A 16,093-nucleotide genomic window follows, 5' to 3' on the forward strand; every position below is an offset into this window, starting at 1 on the left:
TTATGTCAGCTTTTCAACCAACCATTAAGCGTCGTGAATCGACAAAGATTTATGTCGGCAACGTACCGATCGGCGGCGATGCGCCGATTGCTGTACAATCAATGACCAATACTCGCACTACTGATGTGGAAGCTACGGTTGCGCAAATTAAGTCGCTAGAGCGCGTGGGGGCAGATATCGTGCGCGTATCCGTGCCGACCATGGAGGCAGCGGAAGCCTTTAAAATCATCAAACAACAAGTGAATGTACCGCTTGTGGCAGATATTCATTTCGATTACCGCATTGCGCTTAAAGTCGCTGAATACGGCGTGGATTGCTTGCGTATCAATCCGGGTAATATTGGGCGAGAGGACCGCATTCGAGCCGTAGTGGATTGTGCCCGTGATAAAAATATTCCGATTCGTATCGGTGTAAATGCCGGTTCTTTGGAGAAGGATATTCAAGAAAAATACGGCGAACCAACGCCGCAAGCCTTATTGGAATCAGCGTTACGTCATGTAGACATTTTAGACCGACTCAACTTTGATCAATTTAAAGTCAGTGTTAAAGCTTCCGATGTTTTTTTGGCGATAGAATCTTATCGTTTATTGGCAAAAGCGATTAAACAACCGCTGCATTTGGGCATTACCGAAGCCGGCGGTGCTCGTGCAGGTGCAGTAAAATCCGCCATCGGTTTAGGCATGTTGTTGGCCGAAGGCATCGGTGATACCTTGCGTGTTTCTTTAGCTGCCGATCCGGTCGAAGAAATCAAAGTTGGTTTCGATATTTTGAAATCTTTGCGTATTCGTTCGCGCGGCATTAATTTTATTGCCTGTCCGACTTGCTCCCGTCAGGAGTTTGACGTCATTGGCACGGTCAACGCCCTTGAACAGCGCCTAGAAGACATTATTACGCCGATGGACGTCTCCATTATCGGCTGCGTAGTAAATGGTCCGGGCGAAGCGTTGGTTTCTGATTTAGGAGTGACCGGCGGAAATAAAAAAAGTGGTTATTATGTGGACGGCGAACGTCAAAAAGAGCGTTTCGATAACGAAGATATTATCAATCAATTGGAAGCAAAGATTCGTGCCAGAGTTGCACGACAAGATCCGAATAATCGAATTCTTTAAGGATATATTGTGGCAAAAACTATTCAAGCAATTCGTGGAATGAACGATTGTGCTCCGACGGAGTCGCCACTATGGCAGTGGATTGAAGCGCAGGTGCGTCAAGTTTTGGCAAGTTACAGCTATTCAGAAGTGCGTATGCCGCTCGTCGAAAATACCGCATTATTTACGCGCGCCATTGGTGAAGTGACTGACGTCGTATCAAAAGAAATGTACACGTTCTGGGATAATGAGGAACAATTGACGCTTCGTCCGGAAGGCACCGCAGGTTGTGTACGCGCGGCAATTGAACATGGTTGGATTTATAATAACGAGCAACGTTTATGGTATATGGGACCAATGTTCCGCCATGAGCGCCCGCAAAAAGGGCGTTACCGTCAATTTCACCAAGCCGGTGTGGAAGTGTTCGGCATTGCGAACCCGGAAATTGATGCAGAATTAATCATTTTAACGGCGCGTCTCTGGAAAATGTTGGGTATTGAAAAACATGTTTCCTTGCAACTTAACTCAATTGGTTCGTTAGAAGCTCGGGCGAATTATCGCACCGCATTGGTGGCGTTTTTGCAAAATCACCAAGGCTTAATGAGTGAAGAAGAAAAAGAACGTTTGGTGAAAAATCCGTTACGGATTTTGGATACGAAAAATCCAGAATTACAGAAAGTGCTGGACGACGCACCGAAATTGCTTGATTACTTAGACGATGAAAGTCGTGAGCACTTTGCTCAGTTATGCAGTTTATTGGATGCGATTGGCATTCAATACGAAATTAATTCGAAGCTCGTGCGCGGATTAGACTACTACAACAAAACCGTATTTGAATGGGTAACAACTGCATTGGGCGCGCAAGGCACTGTGTGTGGTGGTGGCCGTTACGACGGCTTGGTCGAACAGTTGGGTGGACATGCTAGTCCGGGTATCGGTTTTGCGATGGGGTTAGAGCGTTTAGTATTGTTGGTGCAAGAAGTGAATCAAAATATTCCGGTAGAAAGGGCAGTCGATATTTACCTTGTTTATCAAGGTGAAGGGACGACCTTAGCCGCATTTCAATTAGCGGAAAAAGTTCGTTCGGCATTACCGCACTTACGCGTAATGTTGCATGCCTCTAGCGGTAGCTTTAAGAAACAATTTAAACGCGCGGATAAATCCGGTGCAGCTTTAGCATTAGTGCTCGGCGAAAGCGAAGTACAAAATAACCAAGTGGTCGTGAAACATTTGCATGGTGGCGTCGATCAACAAGTTGTCGATGCTACGCAAGTGATTGATTATATTCAGGCTCAATTTTAAAGGTAAAGAAAATGGCGTATAGCATTGAAGAAGAACAAGAAATTAACCAGTTAAAAGATTGGTGGAAAGAAAACGGCAAAGCCATCATTGTCGCCTTTGTTTTAGGTGTAGGGGGAATGTTTGCTTGGCGTTATTGGCAGGTTTATCAGACCAATCAAATCATCGAAGCTTCTGCAGGATACGAAGCGTTAGTTTATGGGGCGGAGCAAAATTCTGCGGCGCAAAAAGTCAAATTAACCGAATTTGTGCAAGCTAATAGTAAAACCAGCTATGCAGTTTTCGCCTTACTGAACGAAGCGAAAAATGCTGTTGCGCGACAAGACTTCATCGCTGCGAGCACCGCATTGGAGCAAGCATTGGCGCAATCTCAAGATGAGATATTAACTTCGCTTGCGGCAGTACGTTTGAGTGCGGTGCAATTCCAATCCGGTCAGCTTGATAATGCATTATCAACTTTGAATCAAGTGAAAAGCGCAAGTTTCAATGCACGTAAAGCCTTATTAAGCGGCGATATTCAACTTGCAAAAGGTGATCAAGCTGCCGCCAAAAGCAGCTTTGAGCAGGCGTTACAAAATGGTAGTCCGTTAGAACGACAAGCCGCTCAAATGAAATTAAATAATCTTTAATCAATGACGCCCGCAAGGGCGTTTATTTTTTATGCGATCTTTATTTCCTCTTCCTCCACCCATAGTTTGCTTGCTTATCGGTATTGCCATGTATTGGTTTCCGCCGATAGGACCGCATTGGCGCTTTGAGTTTCTGGTTATTTTCTTTATTTTGTTATCCGCTGTTGTGGCTATGACTGCGGTCGCACAGTTTTATCAACAAAAAACAACGATTGATCCACAGCAATTAGAGCAAACAACGCAACTGGTGACATCCGGCGTTTTCCGTATTACACGTAATCCGATGTATTTGAGTTTATTATTTATATTGATAGCCTGGGCATTGTGGTTAGCGCATTTATTGGCTTGGACGGGCGTGATCGTTTTTGTTTGGCTGATGAATCGTTGGCAAATTGCGCGAGAAGAAGCTTTTTTGGAACAGAAATTCGGCGCAGATTATCGCCGTTATAGAGAGAAGGTCAGACGTTGGCTATAAAAAAGCGGTGAAATTTCACCGCATTTTTTATGTTTATCGCGTAATTATGTAGCAAATGCACAAAACCATTTGAATTAAACATGAGTTTGCATCAAACGACAGCACCGCATTGAAAGCGGCTCCAATGCGGTGCTATTTTGCAAGGGTAATTTTAGCGTTGTGTAACTGCTACATAATTTCGGTTTATCGTTTATTTTGCACAGTTACAATCCGCGCTTTTTTGGGCAAAACGCTCAGCCACATAATCCCAGTTCACTACGTTCCAGAATTCCTTAATGTAGTCCGGACGGCGATTTTGGAATTTCAAATAATAAGCATGTTCCCAGACGTCTAAGCCTAAAAGTGGGAAGCCTTCGCAACCTGCCACTTCTTTGCCCATTAATGGATTATCTTGGTTAGCGGTCGAAACCACCGCCAATTTACCTTCTTTAGTTAATACTAACCATGCCCAACCCGAGCCGAAACGGGTTGCTGCCGCTTTTTCAAATTCCGCTTGGAACGCTTCCACGGAACCGAAATCACGCACGATAGCGTCTTTTAATGCACCTTGTAACGTTGTACCTTTTTTTAAGGATTTCCAAAATAAACTGTGATTGGCATGACCGCCCGCATTGTTGCGTAATGCAACGCGTTTTTCTGCAGGAATTTTATCAAGGTCGGCGATTAATTGACCCGGACACATTTCGGCAAATTCGGTGGGTAAGCCTTCCAGCACCGCATTGGCGTTGTTCACATAAGCTTGGTGGTGTTTGCTATGATGAATTTCCATAGTTTGCGCATCGAAATGCGGCTCTAATGCATCGTAGGCATAGCCTAATTCAGGTAGAGTATAAGCCATAAAGTCATTCCTTCTATAAAATAAACGTTTTTCTCCATTTCGACATCAAAAGATATGTATCCAAAATCAGTCAAAAAGTTCCCACATGGTAGCAGAAAAGTTGATTTAGATCATTAAATCTTTTTCTTTTTAAGTAAATCGATTGATTAAATTCTTCTTGGTTAAATCTTGTTTTAAATCAATAAAACTTGTGATCCACCTCTAAAGAGTTAGATTTTTCAGTTGCTAAAATATCGTCAAAATTTTCCCTTATGATAGAATACTGCCAATTTTTTGGTTCTTTTTTGTCCTTATGTTTGAAATGCATACGTTATCTTTGCAAAATCTGGCCTGTCAGCGCGGTGAACGCGTATTATTTCGCGGCTTGACGTGCGATTTTAATGCGGGTGATTTTGTGCAAATCGAAGGGCATAACGGTATAGGCAAAACCAGTTTATTGCGCATCTTGGCGGGTTTGGCTCAACCAATTGAAGGTAAAGTACGATGGGATATGGAAGAGATTTCTAGACAGCGTGAAATTTACCATCAATATTTGCTTTATTTAGGCCATCTTTCCGGCGTTAAACCCGAGCTTAGCGCATGGGAAAATTTGCAGTTTTATCAACGCATTAGCCGTGCTAAGCAAGGTAATGAAGCGCTTTGGGCGGTATTGAAAAAAGTCGGTTTATTGGGTCGCGAAGATTTACCGGCGGCACAACTTTCGGCCGGCCAACAAAAACGCATAGCCTTGGCGCGCTTGTGGCTTTCGCAAGCGCCTTTGTGGATTTTGGACGAACCTTTCACTGCAATTGATAAAAAAGGCGTGGAAATTTTAACTGCACTTTTTGATGAACATGCGCGACGGGGAGGGATCGTATTGCTCACTAGTCATCAAGACGTGCCGAGTTCAGGTTTACAAAAACTCAATTTGGCCCGATTTAAAGCGGAATAAATCGATGATTTTCTTAGATATCATTAAACGAGAATTACAGATCGCGATGCGGAAACGGGCAGAAATTTTAAACCCGTTATGGTTTTTTTTGATTGTTATTACGTTGTTTCCACTAGTGATCGGGCCGGATCCGGCATTGCTTTCTCGTATCGCGCCGGGTGTGGCTTGGGTTGCTGCGTTACTTTCGGCGTTGCTTTCTTTTGAACGTCTGTTCCGTGATGATTTTATTGATGGTTCGCTTGAACAATTAATGCTCAATGCGCAATCTTTACTGATGACCGCATTGGCGAAAGTAATTGCACATTGGTTATTGACCGGATTACCGCTCATTCTGCTTTCTCCGATTGCCGCATTATTACTTTCTTTGGAAATCAATATTTGGTGGGCGTTAGTGCTAACTTTATTGTTAGGTACACCGGTGTTAAGTAGTATTGGCGCGATTGGCGTGGCATTAACGGTCGGATTGCGCAAGGGTGGCGTGTTATTAAGTTTACTGGTAGTGCCGCTGTTTATTCCCGTACTGATTTTTGCTTCGTCCGTATTAGAAGCTGCCAGTTTAAATATGACTTATGGCGGACAGCTGGCTATTTTAGGCGCGATGATGGTGAGCGCGATCACTCTTTCTCCGTTTGCCATTGCGGCGGCATTACGAATTAGTTTAGATAATTAATTTTCATTCGACACACCTCGAAAATGTACTGGTTTTTCTTTCTTTTTTAAGGATCTTTTTATTATGTGGAAGTGGTTACATCCTTACGCCAAGCCGGAAACGCAATATCGCATTTGCGGTAAATTAAGTCCGTTATTTGCGATTTTGACCTTATTATTGCTTGGCGCAGGTGTTGTGTGGGGCTTGGCTTATGCGCCGGCAGATTACCAGCAAGGCAATAGTTTCCGAATTATGTACGTACACGTGCCGAGCGCTATTTGGTCAATGGGTGTGTACGGTTCTATGGCGGTCGCTGCTGTGATTGCGTTGGTATGGCAGATTAAACAAGCCCATCTTGCGATGATTGCTATGGCACCAATTGGTGCATTATTCACTTTTCTAGCGCTCGTTACCGGCGCGGTCTGGGGTAAACCGATGTGGGGAACCTGGTGGGTGTGGGATGCGCGCTTAACTGCCGAACTAATCTTATTCTTCCTTTATTTAGGTGTTCTCGCGCTCTATTCCGCATTTTCTGATCGAACTGTGGGGGCCAAAGCCGCTGGGATTCTTTGTATCACTACCGTGGTGATTTTGCCGATTATTCATTTCTCCGTAGAATGGTGGAATACCTTGCACCAAGGTGCGAGTATCACGAAATTAGAAAAACCTTCTATTGCTACCCCAATGCTTATTCCTCTAATTTTTTGTATTTTCGGTTTTTTAAGCCTCTATATTTGGCTTACTCTTGCACGTTATCGCGTGGAATTATTAAAAGAAGATGCGAAACGTCCGTGGGTAAGAGCGTTAGCTCAGTCAACCGTTAAGTAAAGTGTGGTTAAGTTTTTTAGAATTTTTGAATAAGGAATAGCTATGTTCTTCCAAACCTGGAATGATTTTTTCAATATGGGCGGCTATGGTTTTTACGTGTGGCTGTCTTATGGTATTAGTTTGGTGGCGATTGTCGCTTTGATTGTACAAACCATAAAACAACATAAAACAGTGTTACAAAGTGTATTGCGCGAAGCACAACGCGAAGTACGTTTACAGCAAGCCGATAATAAAGGAGATACACTATGAATCCAAGACGTAGGTCCAGATTTAAACTCGTGATTTTTGTCGTACTTGGCATTGCGATTGCTAGTGGATTGATGCTGTATGCACTGCGCCAAAATATCGACTTGTTTTATACTCCCTCCGAAGTGATTCAAGGCAAAGACAATAACCCAAATCAAAAACCTGAAGTTGGGCAACGGATCCGCGTAGGCGGAATGGTAGTGGAAGGTACCGTAGTGCGAGATCCGAAAAGCCTAAAAGTACGTTTTGATTTGAATGATATTGGTCCGGCGATTACGGTGGAATACGAAGGTATTTTGCCGGATTTATTCCGTGAAGGACAAGGCATAGTGGCGCAAGGCGTATTAACTGAACCGACAGTTTTAAACGCAACGGAAGTATTGGCGAAGCATGACGAAAATTACGTACCACCGGAATTAGGTGAGAAAATGCAAAAAGTACATCAACCTATGGGCGTGAATGCGGCGGATTTAAAAGGTGAAAGCGTACGCGATCAGCAAGAAAAAGAAGGCATAAAATGATTGCTGAGCTCGGAAATTATGCATTGGCGTTAAGTTTGGCTGTGTCTTTAATGCTCGCCATTTTCCCATTATGGGGCGCGGAAAAAGGTAATTTGCAACTCATGGCCTTGGCGCGCCCGATGACCTATGGCTTATTTGCCAGTCTTACTATTGCATTCGTCGCTTTATTTTATTTATTTGCGGTGAATGATTTCAGCGTGCAGTATGTAGTGAATAACTCCAACAGCACTTTACCGATCTATTATCGTTTATCCGCCGTTTGGGGCTCACACGAAGGTTCTCTTTTACTGTGGATTTGGTTATTAACGCTTTGGTCGGCCGCGGTTGCCTTATTGAGTAAACACTTACCGCAAGAAGCAGTAGCGCGTGTGCTTGGCATTATGGGCATCATCAGCGTGGGGTTTGTGCTGTTCGTATTATTCACATCAAATCCGTTCACACGAACTTTCCCAGATTTTCCGGTAGACGGTAAAGAACTTAATCCGATGTTGCAAGATGTTGGTTTAATTTTTCATCCGCCGCTGCTTTATATGGGTTATGTTGGCTTTTCCGTGGCGTTCGCCTTCGCCATCGCTTCATTGATGACCGGCAAACTAGATTCCGCTTGGGCGCGTTGGTCACGCCCCTGGACGCTTGCTGCTTGGGTATTTTTAACTCTTGGTATCGTGCTCGGTTCTTGGTGGGCGTATTACGAACTGGGTTGGGGCGGTTGGTGGTTCTGGGATCCGGTAGAAAACTCCTCATTTATGCCTTGGCTTGCGGGTACCGCATTGATTCATTCGCTTTCCGTAACCGAAAAACGTGGTTCATTCAAAGCTTGGACGGTTTTGCTGGCAATTCTCGCCTTTTCCCTCTGTTTGCTTGGTACTTTCTTAGTCCGTTCTGGCATTCTGGTTTCTGTTCACGCATTCGCTTCCGATCCGACCCGCGGCCTGTATATTTTGGCATATCTCGTAGTGGTGATCGGCGGGTCACTGGCACTTTATGCTTACAAAGGCAGTCAAATCCGTTCGCGCGATAATGCAGAACGTTATTCGCGTGAAAGTATGCTGTTATTAAATAATATCCTATTAATGACTGCACTTTGCGTGGTGTTCTTAGGAACTTTACTGCCGTTAGTGCATAAACAGCTAGGTTTAGGATCGATTTCTATCGGTGCACCGTTCTTCGATCAAATGTTCTTAATTATTATGACGCCGTTTGCCTTATTGCTCGGCATCGGGCCACTAGTGAAATGGCGCCGCGACCAATTCTCCGCTATTCGTACGCCGGTAATTGCAAGTCTTGTCGTGACAGCGATTGCAGGTTTTGCTTTACCTTATTTCTTGCAAGATAAAATAGTCGTGAGTGCGGTGCTTGGTAGCATGATGACCGCGATTATTGTTTTATTAGCATTTTACGAATTGCAACAGCGTGCTACGCATCGAGAATCATTTTTCGCGGGCCTGCGCAAACTTTCCCGTTCTCACTGGGGCATGATGTTGGCGCACTTAGGTGTCGCGATGACTGTGTGGGGGATTGCTTTCAGCCAAAACTTCAGCGTTGAACGCGATGTGCGTATGGCGGTGGGCGACAGTGTGCAAATTGGCCGCTACGATTTCAAATTCGCTGGCGTAAGTGATGCCAACGGTCCAAACTACATCGGCGGTAAAGCGCAAATTGATATTACGAAAGACGGTAAGCCGGAAGCGACTTTATTCGCCGAAAAACGTTTCTACACCGTAAGTCGTATGTCGATGACCGAAGCTGCGATTGACGGTGGTTTAACGCGCGATCTTTATGTAGCGCTCGGCGAAAAACTTGACGATGATTCTTGGGCGCTGCGCTTATATTACAAACCGTTTATTCGTTGGATTTGGCTTGGTGGCCTGTTTATGGCGTTAGGCGGCTTGCTATGTATGTTTGATCGACGTTATCGATTTAATGCTTTGTTGAAAAAATAGTTTGCTTCCCCGGGAAAACGCTTTTTCCACAGTTTATTCAGAAGCAGATATCATCAAGGCGGTAGAACGGGGCTTCAATGCGGTGCTGATTTGTGTGCTCGTTGATATCCTTGTTTAGCGCCTTTGATCTTTTCCATGAATGGAAGGAACAAAGAATAATCTCTTTGTAAAGTACGGTAAAAAATGAAAAAAAAATTACTCATTCCTCTTATTCTCTTTTTAGCGATAGTGATTGCTTTTTTAGTGCAGCTTAATCGCAATGCGCAAGGCGAAGACATTAAAGCTTTGGAATCCGCCTTAGTCGGCAAACCAGTGCCCTCAAAAACATTGACGGATTTGTTTGAAAATAAAACCTACGGTAACGAATTGTTCCGACAAGGCAAACCGATTTTACTCAATATATGGGCCACTTGGTGCCCGACTTGCTATGCAGAGCACCAATATTTGAACAAACTCGCCAAAGACGGCATAACCATCGTGGGCGTAGATTACAAAGACGAAACACCGAAAGCGATTAAATGGTTAAAAGACTTGGGTAATCCGTACCAAGCGGTATTGAAAGATGAAAAAGGCGCGTTCGGCTTGGATTTAGGCGTGTACGGCGCACCGGAAACTTTTATCGTCGATGGCAAAGGTGTAATTCATTATCGTTATGCCGGTGATGTAAACGAAAAAGTGTGGACGCAAACCTTAAAACCGATTTATGACGAACTCACGGAGCGGGCACAATGAAAAAATTAACGGTTTTTTTTATGATGCTTTTGTTTAGCGTCACGACATTTTCCGCGATCGATGCATTGAATTTTGATTCTGCACAGCAAGAGCACGATTATCACCAGCTCACCCAATCTCTGCGTTGCCCACAATGTCAAAACAACAATATCGCAGATTCGAATGCGACTATTGCCGTAGATATGCGCGGAAAAGTGTTTGAATTATTGCAAGAAGGCAAATCGAAAAATGATGTGGTGGATTATATGGTGGCGCGTTACGGCAATTTTGTAACTTATGATCCGCCTATGACCGCAAGCACTTTAATTTTATGGATTGCACCGTTGTTATTTGTATTGTTTGGCGTAGTGGTATTGTTAAAACGCAAACCAAAAATCAAAAGCGCGCTTAAATCTCAGGAAATTTTAACCGACGAAGATAATGTGCGTTTGGCGGAATTGCTCAATCGAAAGGATAATTAGATGAATTTTGTATTAAGTTTAGCGGCGATAACTTTATTGATCGCATTAATTTGTTTTTATCCTTTGTTATCCCGATTTAAACAGAAAGACGAACAAAAACGCGATGATTTGAATAAGGCGCTGTATTTTTCGCGTTTACAGGAAATAGAACAAGACGATGCGCAAGGTTTAGTGGAAAACGTTGTGCAGCTTAAACAAGAGTTACAAAAAACTTTGTTGGACGATGTACCGAGCGAAAGCCCCTCCAATGCGGTGCCGGATCGTAAGTCCTACGGCAAAATTTGGTTCGTTTCCGGCCTGTTAGCCTTGGGTATTATTGCCGGCTCGTCTTATTTTATGGTGGGCGCTTGGCAAGCGGAATCTATGTTGGAACAAACGTACGCAAAATTGCCGTATTTTTACGATCGAATGAAAGAGGAAGACACAGCTCCGTTAAGTGATGCAGAAATGCAGCAATTTTCCACTGCGCTTCGAATTGATTTACAAAAAAATCCGAACGACGCGAAAAAGTGGTGGTTGCTCGGTCAAATCGGGATGAATTTAGGCGATGCCCGCTTAGCGTTTGATAGCTATCAAAAAGCCAATAAGCTCGATCCCGATAATCTGCAATATAAATTGGGCTATGCACGCGTATTAATGTTCTCCGACGACGCGACTGATAAACTCAAAGGCGGTGATTTATTGCGCGATGTAATTCGTCAAGATCATACCAATCTGGAAGCTTTGAGTTTGCTCGCATTTCGTTATTTTGAAACGGAAGACTATAAAATGGCAGCGGTGACATGGGCAATGATGTTGCGTTTAATGCCGAAGGACGATGAACGCGTACCGCTTATCGAAAAAAGTATTCGTGCAGCGCGCGATGCATTGGATGTGCAAGAAAAAGAGAAAACGAGAAGCATCACGCCTAAGCAAAATTAGCCTCCTTAAAGTGATGTTGCAACGCTGAAGTGAGTTCACAAAACAGCACCGCATTGAAGCGACTTTCAATGCGGTGCTGTTTGCCTTTGCTACATAATATCGTGCGAAAGCCTGTGAAATAATATTTTAAGATGAAAATAGCGGTCAAAATTGGCTGCTATTTTTATCAAAAAAATTCGCTCAAAGGTTTCCATTGCGCATCCGACATATCAAAGCGTTTTAAATTTATCCACATTATTAATAATAAACGCATAGAAATTTTTTAATATTCCTTTTTAAGCCAAACAAAAGGGAAATAGATAATGCCATTTCCCTTAATTCGTTATTTATTCGCCAAAATTACCGCTCTTTTCGGCGCCGGGTAGCCTTCGACAGTTTTACTGTGATCCGTTGGATCTAAGAAATCGATAAGGCTTTCATTTTCCAGCCAATCGGTTTTGCGTTGTTCTTCGAGTGTCGTGGTTGCCACATCTACGCAGCGGACATTGCGAAAGTTAGCTTTTTCCAGCCAATTTATGAGTGCCGCAACAGACGGAATAAAATACACATTTTTCATTTTCGCGTAGCGCTCTGCAGGCACTAAAACGGTATTGACATCGCCGTCCACCACTAAGGTTTCCAATACTAATTCTCCGCCTGTCTTCAGTTGATTTTTCAACTGGGTTAAATGATCCAAAGGCGATTTGCGGTGATAAAGCACGCCCATGGAAAATACCGTATCAAATGCGGCAAGCGGTTGCATTTGCTCGATGCCGAGCGGAATCAAATTAGCGCGGCGATCATTATTGAGCAGTTTGCGCACCGCCTCAAATTGACATAGAAAAAGCTCGGTCGGATCAATGCCCACTATCATTTTGGCGCCTTCACCCAGCATCCGCCACATATGATAACCGCTGCCACAACCGACATCTAAAATAACCCGATCTTGTAGTGGCGCAAGGTGAGGTAGCACGCGATCCCATTTAAAATCGGAACGCCATTCGCAATCTACGTGAATGCCGAACAGGTGATATGGACCTTTGCGCCACGGCATGAGTTGTTTTAGATGATGGATGATGCGTTGTTGTTCCCCGTCCGACAAGGCTTCAATGCGGTGCGATTTGACACCTTCGTTGAGTTCTATGCTGTCGGCCGATAAATCGGGCAGAAGATCTACAATTTTTGACCATTTAGCGTAATCACCGTGGGTTTGTTTTTCCCATTCTTTTAATTGAAGGGGAAGCGTTTCCAACCAATCAGATAAAGAACTTGTAGCGATTTGTTGATAAAAAGGGCGAAAATCGATCATTTTGCCTCCTTATAGGTTTTTTCTGCTTTGTTAAACAGTTCTAATACATCTTGTTTTGGTTTGCCGGAAATGAGTGAAACGATGACAATGGCCGCGCTTGCGAGTACAAATCCGGGAATCATTTCATATACTTTAAACCAATCGCTGTCGCTTGGAAGTATTGCTTTCCACGAGAACACCGTAATCGCGCCGACTAACATTCCTACCATAGCGCCGGCTGCATTCATGCGTTTCCAAAACAACGAGAATAGTACGACGGGGCCGAATGCGCTGCCGAAACCGGCCCAGGCGAACTCCACGAGTTTTAATACCTTGCTGTTTTCATCTCGCGCAATCCAGATGGCAAGCGCTGCAATGACCAGCACCATAGTACGCCCCAGCCAAACCAGCTCTTTTTCGGAGGCCTGAGGTCGAATGAAACCTTTGTAGAAATCTTCCGTAATGGAGCTCGATGAAATCAATAATTGCGCGCTTAAGGTGCTCATTACGGCGGCTAGAATAGCGGATAACAGAATACCGGCAATCCATGGGTTAAATAATAATTTTGCCAGTTCGATAAATACTTGTTCAGGTTCACGATTTACCGTGTCGGCAAGTTGTGGATTGGCGAAGAAATAAGGAATGGCAAAGAAACCAATGCCAATGGCGCCGCCAAGGCAAAGTGCCATCCAACTCATGCTGATGCGACGTGCTTTAACCAATGATTTCACCGAATAGGCCGCCATAAAACGCGTCAAAATATGTGGTTGCCCGAAATATCCCAATCCCCAAGCAGCTAGGCTCAACAAGCCCAATGGTGTAGCGGAGGAAAATAAATCGGTGAAGTTTTTGTGCGCAGCCATTTCCGCTTGTTCTAATACGGTGGAAAATTGGGTGGTATCGCTGATACTTAGTAATACGAAAATAGGGGTGAGAATTAAGGCAAAGATCATAAGTGTGGCCTGAATGGTATCGGTCCAACTTACGGCTAAGAAACCGCCTATAAAGGTGTAGGCCACGGTTGCCGCGGCACCATACCAAAGCGCGGTTGAATATCCTACTAAAAATAAATTTTGGAACAGTTTCGCGCCCGCCACCACGCCGGAAGCGCAATAAACGGTAAAAAAGACCAAAATAATCGCTGCCGAAATCAGTTTTAGGAATTTATGTGAGGCACCAAAACGATTGTGAAAATATTCCGGTAGTGTGAGGGCGTTATTGTTAAGCTCGGTATAAACGCGTAAACGTCCGGCAACTAATAGCCAGTTAAAATAGGCGCCGAGCACTAAGCCGATGGCAATCCAACCTTCAACTAAGCCCGATAAATAAACTGCACCGGGTAAGCCCATCAGCAACCAACCTGACATATCCGATGCCCCCGCCGACATTGCTGTAACAAAGCTACCTAAACGGCGACCGCCTAAAATGTAATCCGATAAATTGTTCGTATAATAATAAGCCAGTAGGCCGATAAGCAGCATACCGAAAATATAAATCGTGAATGTAATCAGCGTCGGGTCAAAACCAAGCATTAATAGCCCCAAGAAATATGTCGGAAATTTGAGAAAGCTCGCATTTTACCTTATTTAGGACTATCATTCCACGCGTTAAAACAATATTTAGAGACGATAAAATGGATGCTGTTGAGTTATTAATGAACGTTACACCCAATGAAACGCGTATTGCATTGATGGAGTCGGGCGTATTAAAAGAAGTACATATTGAGCGCCAAGCCAAGCGGGGTATCGTGGGGAATATTTATAAAGGCCGGGTAACGCGCGTATTGCCCGGTATGCAATCTGCTTTTGTTGATATCGGATTGGAAAAGGCCGCATTTTTGCATGCTTCCGATATTGTGTCGCACACCGAATGCGTAGATGAAAGCGAACAAAAACAGTTCAAAGTAAAAAGTATTTCCGAATTAGTCCGCGAGGGGCAGGACATTGTTGTGCAAGTGGTAAAAGATCCCCTCGGCACTAAGGGCGCGCGTTTAACTACGGATATTACGTTGCCGTCTCGCTATTTGGTATTTATGCCGGAGAATAGTCACGTGGGCGTATCCCAACGGATCGAAAGCGAAGAAGAGCGTATGCGTTTAAAAGCTTTGGTGGCGCCTTTTTGTGACGAGCTCGGCGGGTTTATTATTCGCACCGCAACGGAAGGGGCGAGCGAAGAGGAATTGCGTCAAGACGCAGAATTTTTGAAGCGTTTATGGCGCAAGGTGCTAGAGCGCAAGAGTAAATATCCGACCCGCTCTAAAATTTATGGCGAACCCGCTTTGCCACAGCGGATTTTGCGTGATTTTATCGGTACAACATTGGAGAAAATCCGCATTGATTCCAAACTTTGTTTTTCCGAAGTGAAGGAATTTACCGACGAATTTATGCCGGAATTAAGTGACAAATTGGTACTTTATACTGGAAATCAACCGATTTTTGACGTGTTCGGTGTGGAAAACGGAATTCAACAAGCCTTAGAACGGCGGGTAAATTTAAAATCCGGTGGTTATCTTATTATCGAACAAACGGAAGCGATGACGACTATCGACATCAATACCGGCGCGTTTGTCGGGCATCGGGATTTGGAAGAGACGATTTTTAACACCAATATCGAGGCAACGAAAGCTATCGCTCAACAACTTCAACTCCGAAATCTCGGCGGCATTATCATCATTGATTTTATCGATATGCAACTGGAAGAGCACCGCATTCGAGTATTGGAATCATTGCAAGATGCATTGGCTAAAGATCGCGTGAGAACCAATGTGAACGGTTTTACCCAGTTGGGCTTGGTGGAAATGACCCGTAAACGTACGCGGGAAAGTTTGGAGCATATTCTGTGCGGAGAATGCGCTGCATGCCAAGGACGTGGACGCGTAAAAACTGTGGAAACCGTGTGTTACGAAATTATGCGGGAAATTATCCGTGTATATCATTTGTTTAGCAGTGAGCAGTTCGTAGTCTATGCATCACCCTTGGTAGCAGAATATCTGATTAACGAGGAATCTCACGGATTATTGCCGGAGGTTGAAATGTTTATTGGTAAGCGGGTACAAGTGAAAACCGAACAGTTTTATAATCAAGAACAATTTGATGTGGTGGTTATGTAATCCTTCGGTATGATGCGGTTAAGGTTCAAAATAGCACCGCATTGAAAGGCTCCAATGCGGTGCTGTTAGAATAATGTAAAAATGTCATCGTTATTGAAAATAAAAAATCTGCACCTTAATGGGTCGGCGTAAAGGCGACTTTTAGGTGCAGATTGT

General features: G+C 44.0%; 17 protein-coding genes and 1 pseudogene. 14 read left to right on the plus strand and 4 right to left on the minus strand.

From position 1 onward, the window contains the following. Positions 1-2 precede the first annotated feature (2 nt). The 4 genes from ispG (at position 3) to AB3F25_RS01950 (ending at position 3,491) form a co-directional block, all read left to right on the plus strand. Positions 3-1,109 (plus strand): flavodoxin-dependent (E)-4-hydroxy-3-methylbut-2-enyl-diphosphate synthase, encoded by a 1,107-nt coding sequence (gene ispG, locus AB3F25_RS01935; RefSeq protein WP_373603847.1) that lies wholly within the window; start codon positions 3-5, stop codon positions 1,107-1,109. A gap of 9 nt (positions 1,110-1,118) precedes the next feature. Further along, positions 1,119-2,390 (plus strand): histidine--tRNA ligase, encoded by a 1,272-nt coding sequence (gene hisS / locus AB3F25_RS01940; RefSeq protein WP_373603848.1) that lies wholly within the window; start codon positions 1,119-1,121, stop codon positions 2,388-2,390. 11 nt (positions 2,391-2,401) lie between these two features. Then, positions 2,402-3,016: a YfgM family protein gene (locus AB3F25_RS01945; protein WP_373603849.1), complete on the plus strand. Its 615-nt coding sequence runs from the start codon at positions 2,402-2,404 to the stop codon at positions 3,014-3,016. 88 nt (positions 3,017-3,104) lie between these two features. Continuing rightward, a complete protein-coding gene (locus AB3F25_RS01950) occupies positions 3,105-3,491 on the plus strand; it encodes an isoprenylcysteine carboxylmethyltransferase family protein (RefSeq protein WP_373603850.1) in 387 nt (128 codons plus the stop codon). Positions 3,492-3,681: 190 nt separating this feature from the next. On the opposite strand, the gene sodA is transcribed toward AB3F25_RS01950, so the two are convergent. Further along, positions 3,682-4,329, minus strand: coding sequence for a superoxide dismutase [Mn] (gene sodA / locus AB3F25_RS01955; RefSeq protein WP_373603851.1), 648 nt, complete (start codon positions 4,327-4,329; stop codon positions 3,682-3,684). Positions 4,330-4,621: 292 nt separating this feature from the next. On the opposite strand from sodA, the gene ccmA reads away from it, so the two are divergent. The 9 genes and pseudogenes from ccmA to ccmI all read left to right on the plus strand — a co-directional run bounded on the left by ccmA (position 4,622) and on the right by ccmI (position 11,561). Next, a complete protein-coding gene (gene ccmA / locus AB3F25_RS01960; RefSeq protein WP_373603852.1) occupies positions 4,622-5,260 on the plus strand; it encodes a cytochrome c biogenesis heme-transporting ATPase CcmA in 639 nt (212 codons plus the stop codon). 4 nt (positions 5,261-5,264) lie between these two features. After that, on the plus strand, positions 5,265-5,930 hold the full coding sequence (ccmB, locus tag AB3F25_RS01965) for a heme exporter protein CcmB (RefSeq protein ID WP_373603853.1): 666 nt from the start codon (positions 5,265-5,267) through the stop codon (positions 5,928-5,930). A 54-nt stretch (positions 5,931-5,984) separates the two neighbouring features. Then, a pseudogene (locus AB3F25_RS01970) lies at positions 5,985-6,737 on the plus strand (heme ABC transporter permease); the annotation flags it as partial. Positions 6,738-6,779: 42 nt separating this feature from the next. Next, positions 6,780-6,986, plus strand: a complete 207-nt coding sequence (ccmD, locus tag AB3F25_RS01975) for a heme exporter protein CcmD (protein WP_373603854.1) — start codon at positions 6,780-6,782, stop codon at positions 6,984-6,986. Next, a complete protein-coding gene (gene ccmE / locus AB3F25_RS01980; RefSeq protein ID WP_373603855.1) occupies positions 6,983-7,504 on the plus strand; it encodes a cytochrome c maturation protein CcmE in 522 nt (173 codons plus the stop codon). The genes ccmD and ccmE overlap by 4 nt, the downstream gene beginning before the upstream one ends. Further along, complete coding sequence (locus AB3F25_RS01985; RefSeq protein ID WP_373603856.1) at positions 7,501-9,447, plus strand: heme lyase CcmF/NrfE family subunit; 1,947 nt, start codon at positions 7,501-7,503, stop codon at positions 9,445-9,447. Before ccmE ends, AB3F25_RS01985 begins: the two co-directional genes overlap by 4 nt. A 183-nt stretch (positions 9,448-9,630) precedes the next feature. Further along, the gene (locus AB3F25_RS01990) at positions 9,631-10,179 is read left to right on the plus strand and encodes a DsbE family thiol:disulfide interchange protein (protein WP_373603857.1); all 549 of its coding nucleotides are present in this window, start codon (positions 9,631-9,633) and stop codon (positions 10,177-10,179) included. Then, a complete protein-coding gene (locus AB3F25_RS01995) occupies positions 10,176-10,640 on the plus strand; it encodes a cytochrome c-type biogenesis protein (protein ID WP_373603858.1) in 465 nt (154 codons plus the stop codon). The genes AB3F25_RS01990 and AB3F25_RS01995 overlap by 4 nt, the downstream gene beginning before the upstream one ends. Next, the gene (gene ccmI, locus AB3F25_RS02000; RefSeq protein WP_373603859.1) at positions 10,641-11,561 is read left to right on the plus strand and encodes a c-type cytochrome biogenesis protein CcmI; all 921 of its coding nucleotides are present in this window, start codon (positions 10,641-10,643) and stop codon (positions 11,559-11,561) included. Here ccmI and AB3F25_RS02005 read toward each other — a convergent pair. The 3 genes from AB3F25_RS02005 to putP all read right to left on the minus strand — a co-directional run bounded on the left by AB3F25_RS02005 (position 11,548) and on the right by putP (position 14,360). Then, a complete protein-coding gene (locus AB3F25_RS02005; protein WP_373603860.1) occupies positions 11,548-11,709 on the minus strand; it encodes a hypothetical protein in 162 nt (53 codons plus the stop codon). The two genes, ccmI and AB3F25_RS02005, sit on opposite strands and share 14 nt — an antisense overlap. A 174-nt stretch (positions 11,710-11,883) precedes the next feature. Continuing rightward, positions 11,884-12,849 carry a tRNA 5-methoxyuridine(34)/uridine 5-oxyacetic acid(34) synthase CmoB gene (gene cmoB, locus AB3F25_RS02010; protein WP_373603861.1) on the minus strand — a complete coding sequence of 322 codons (966 nt, stop codon included), beginning with the start codon at positions 12,847-12,849 and terminating at the stop codon, positions 11,884-11,886. Next, positions 12,846-14,360, minus strand: coding sequence for a sodium/proline symporter PutP (gene putP, locus AB3F25_RS02015; protein WP_373603862.1), 1,515 nt, complete (start codon positions 14,358-14,360; stop codon positions 12,846-12,848). Before putP ends, cmoB begins: the two co-directional genes overlap by 4 nt. A 101-nt stretch (positions 14,361-14,461) precedes the next feature. On the opposite strand from putP, the gene rng reads away from it, so the two are divergent. Then, on the plus strand, positions 14,462-15,937 hold the full coding sequence (rng, locus tag AB3F25_RS02020) for a ribonuclease G (protein WP_373603863.1): 1,476 nt from the start codon (positions 14,462-14,464) through the stop codon (positions 15,935-15,937). Positions 15,938-16,093 lie beyond the last annotated feature (156 nt).

It is taken from the genome of Aggregatibacter sp. HMT-949, from assembly GCF_041734645.1.
Classification (GTDB): Bacteria; Pseudomonadota; Gammaproteobacteria; order Enterobacterales; family Pasteurellaceae; genus Rodentibacter.

Bases quoted from the DNA above. Each gene is read 5' to 3' on its own strand.
- putP (WP_373603862.1), bottom strand. From the start codon at position 14,360: ATGCTTGGTTTTGACCCGACGCTGATTACATTCACGATTTATATTTTC.
- AB3F25_RS01995 (WP_373603858.1), top strand. From the start codon at position 10,176: ATGAAAAAATTAACGGTTTTTTTTATGATGCTTTTGTTTAGCGTCACG.
- AB3F25_RS01990 (WP_373603857.1), top strand. From the start codon at position 9,631: ATGAAAAAAAAATTACTCATTCCTCTTATTCTCTTTTTAGCGATAGTG.
- ccmD (WP_373603854.1), top strand. From the start codon at position 6,780: ATGTTCTTCCAAACCTGGAATGATTTTTTCAATATGGGCGGCTATGGT.
- AB3F25_RS01950 (WP_373603850.1), top strand. From the start codon at position 3,105: ATGTATTGGTTTCCGCCGATAGGACCGCATTGGCGCTTTGAGTTTCTG.
- ispG (WP_373603847.1), top strand. From the start codon at position 3: ATGTCAGCTTTTCAACCAACCATTAAGCGTCGTGAATCGACAAAGATT.
- AB3F25_RS01985 (WP_373603856.1), top strand. From the start codon at position 7,501: ATGATTGCTGAGCTCGGAAATTATGCATTGGCGTTAAGTTTGGCTGTG.
- ccmE (WP_373603855.1), top strand. From the start codon at position 6,983: ATGAATCCAAGACGTAGGTCCAGATTTAAACTCGTGATTTTTGTCGTA.
- rng (WP_373603863.1), top strand. From the start codon at position 14,462: ATGGATGCTGTTGAGTTATTAATGAACGTTACACCCAATGAAACGCGT.
- sodA (WP_373603851.1), bottom strand. From the start codon at position 4,329: ATGGCTTATACTCTACCTGAATTAGGCTATGCCTACGATGCATTAGAG.
- AB3F25_RS01945 (WP_373603849.1), top strand. From the start codon at position 2,402: ATGGCGTATAGCATTGAAGAAGAACAAGAAATTAACCAGTTAAAAGAT.
- ccmI (WP_373603859.1), top strand. From the start codon at position 10,641: ATGAATTTTGTATTAAGTTTAGCGGCGATAACTTTATTGATCGCATTA.
- ccmB (WP_373603853.1), top strand. From the start codon at position 5,265: ATGATTTTCTTAGATATCATTAAACGAGAATTACAGATCGCGATGCGG.
- cmoB (WP_373603861.1), bottom strand. From the start codon at position 12,849: ATGATCGATTTTCGCCCTTTTTATCAACAAATCGCTACAAGTTCTTTA.
- ccmA (WP_373603852.1), top strand. From the start codon at position 4,622: ATGTTTGAAATGCATACGTTATCTTTGCAAAATCTGGCCTGTCAGCGC.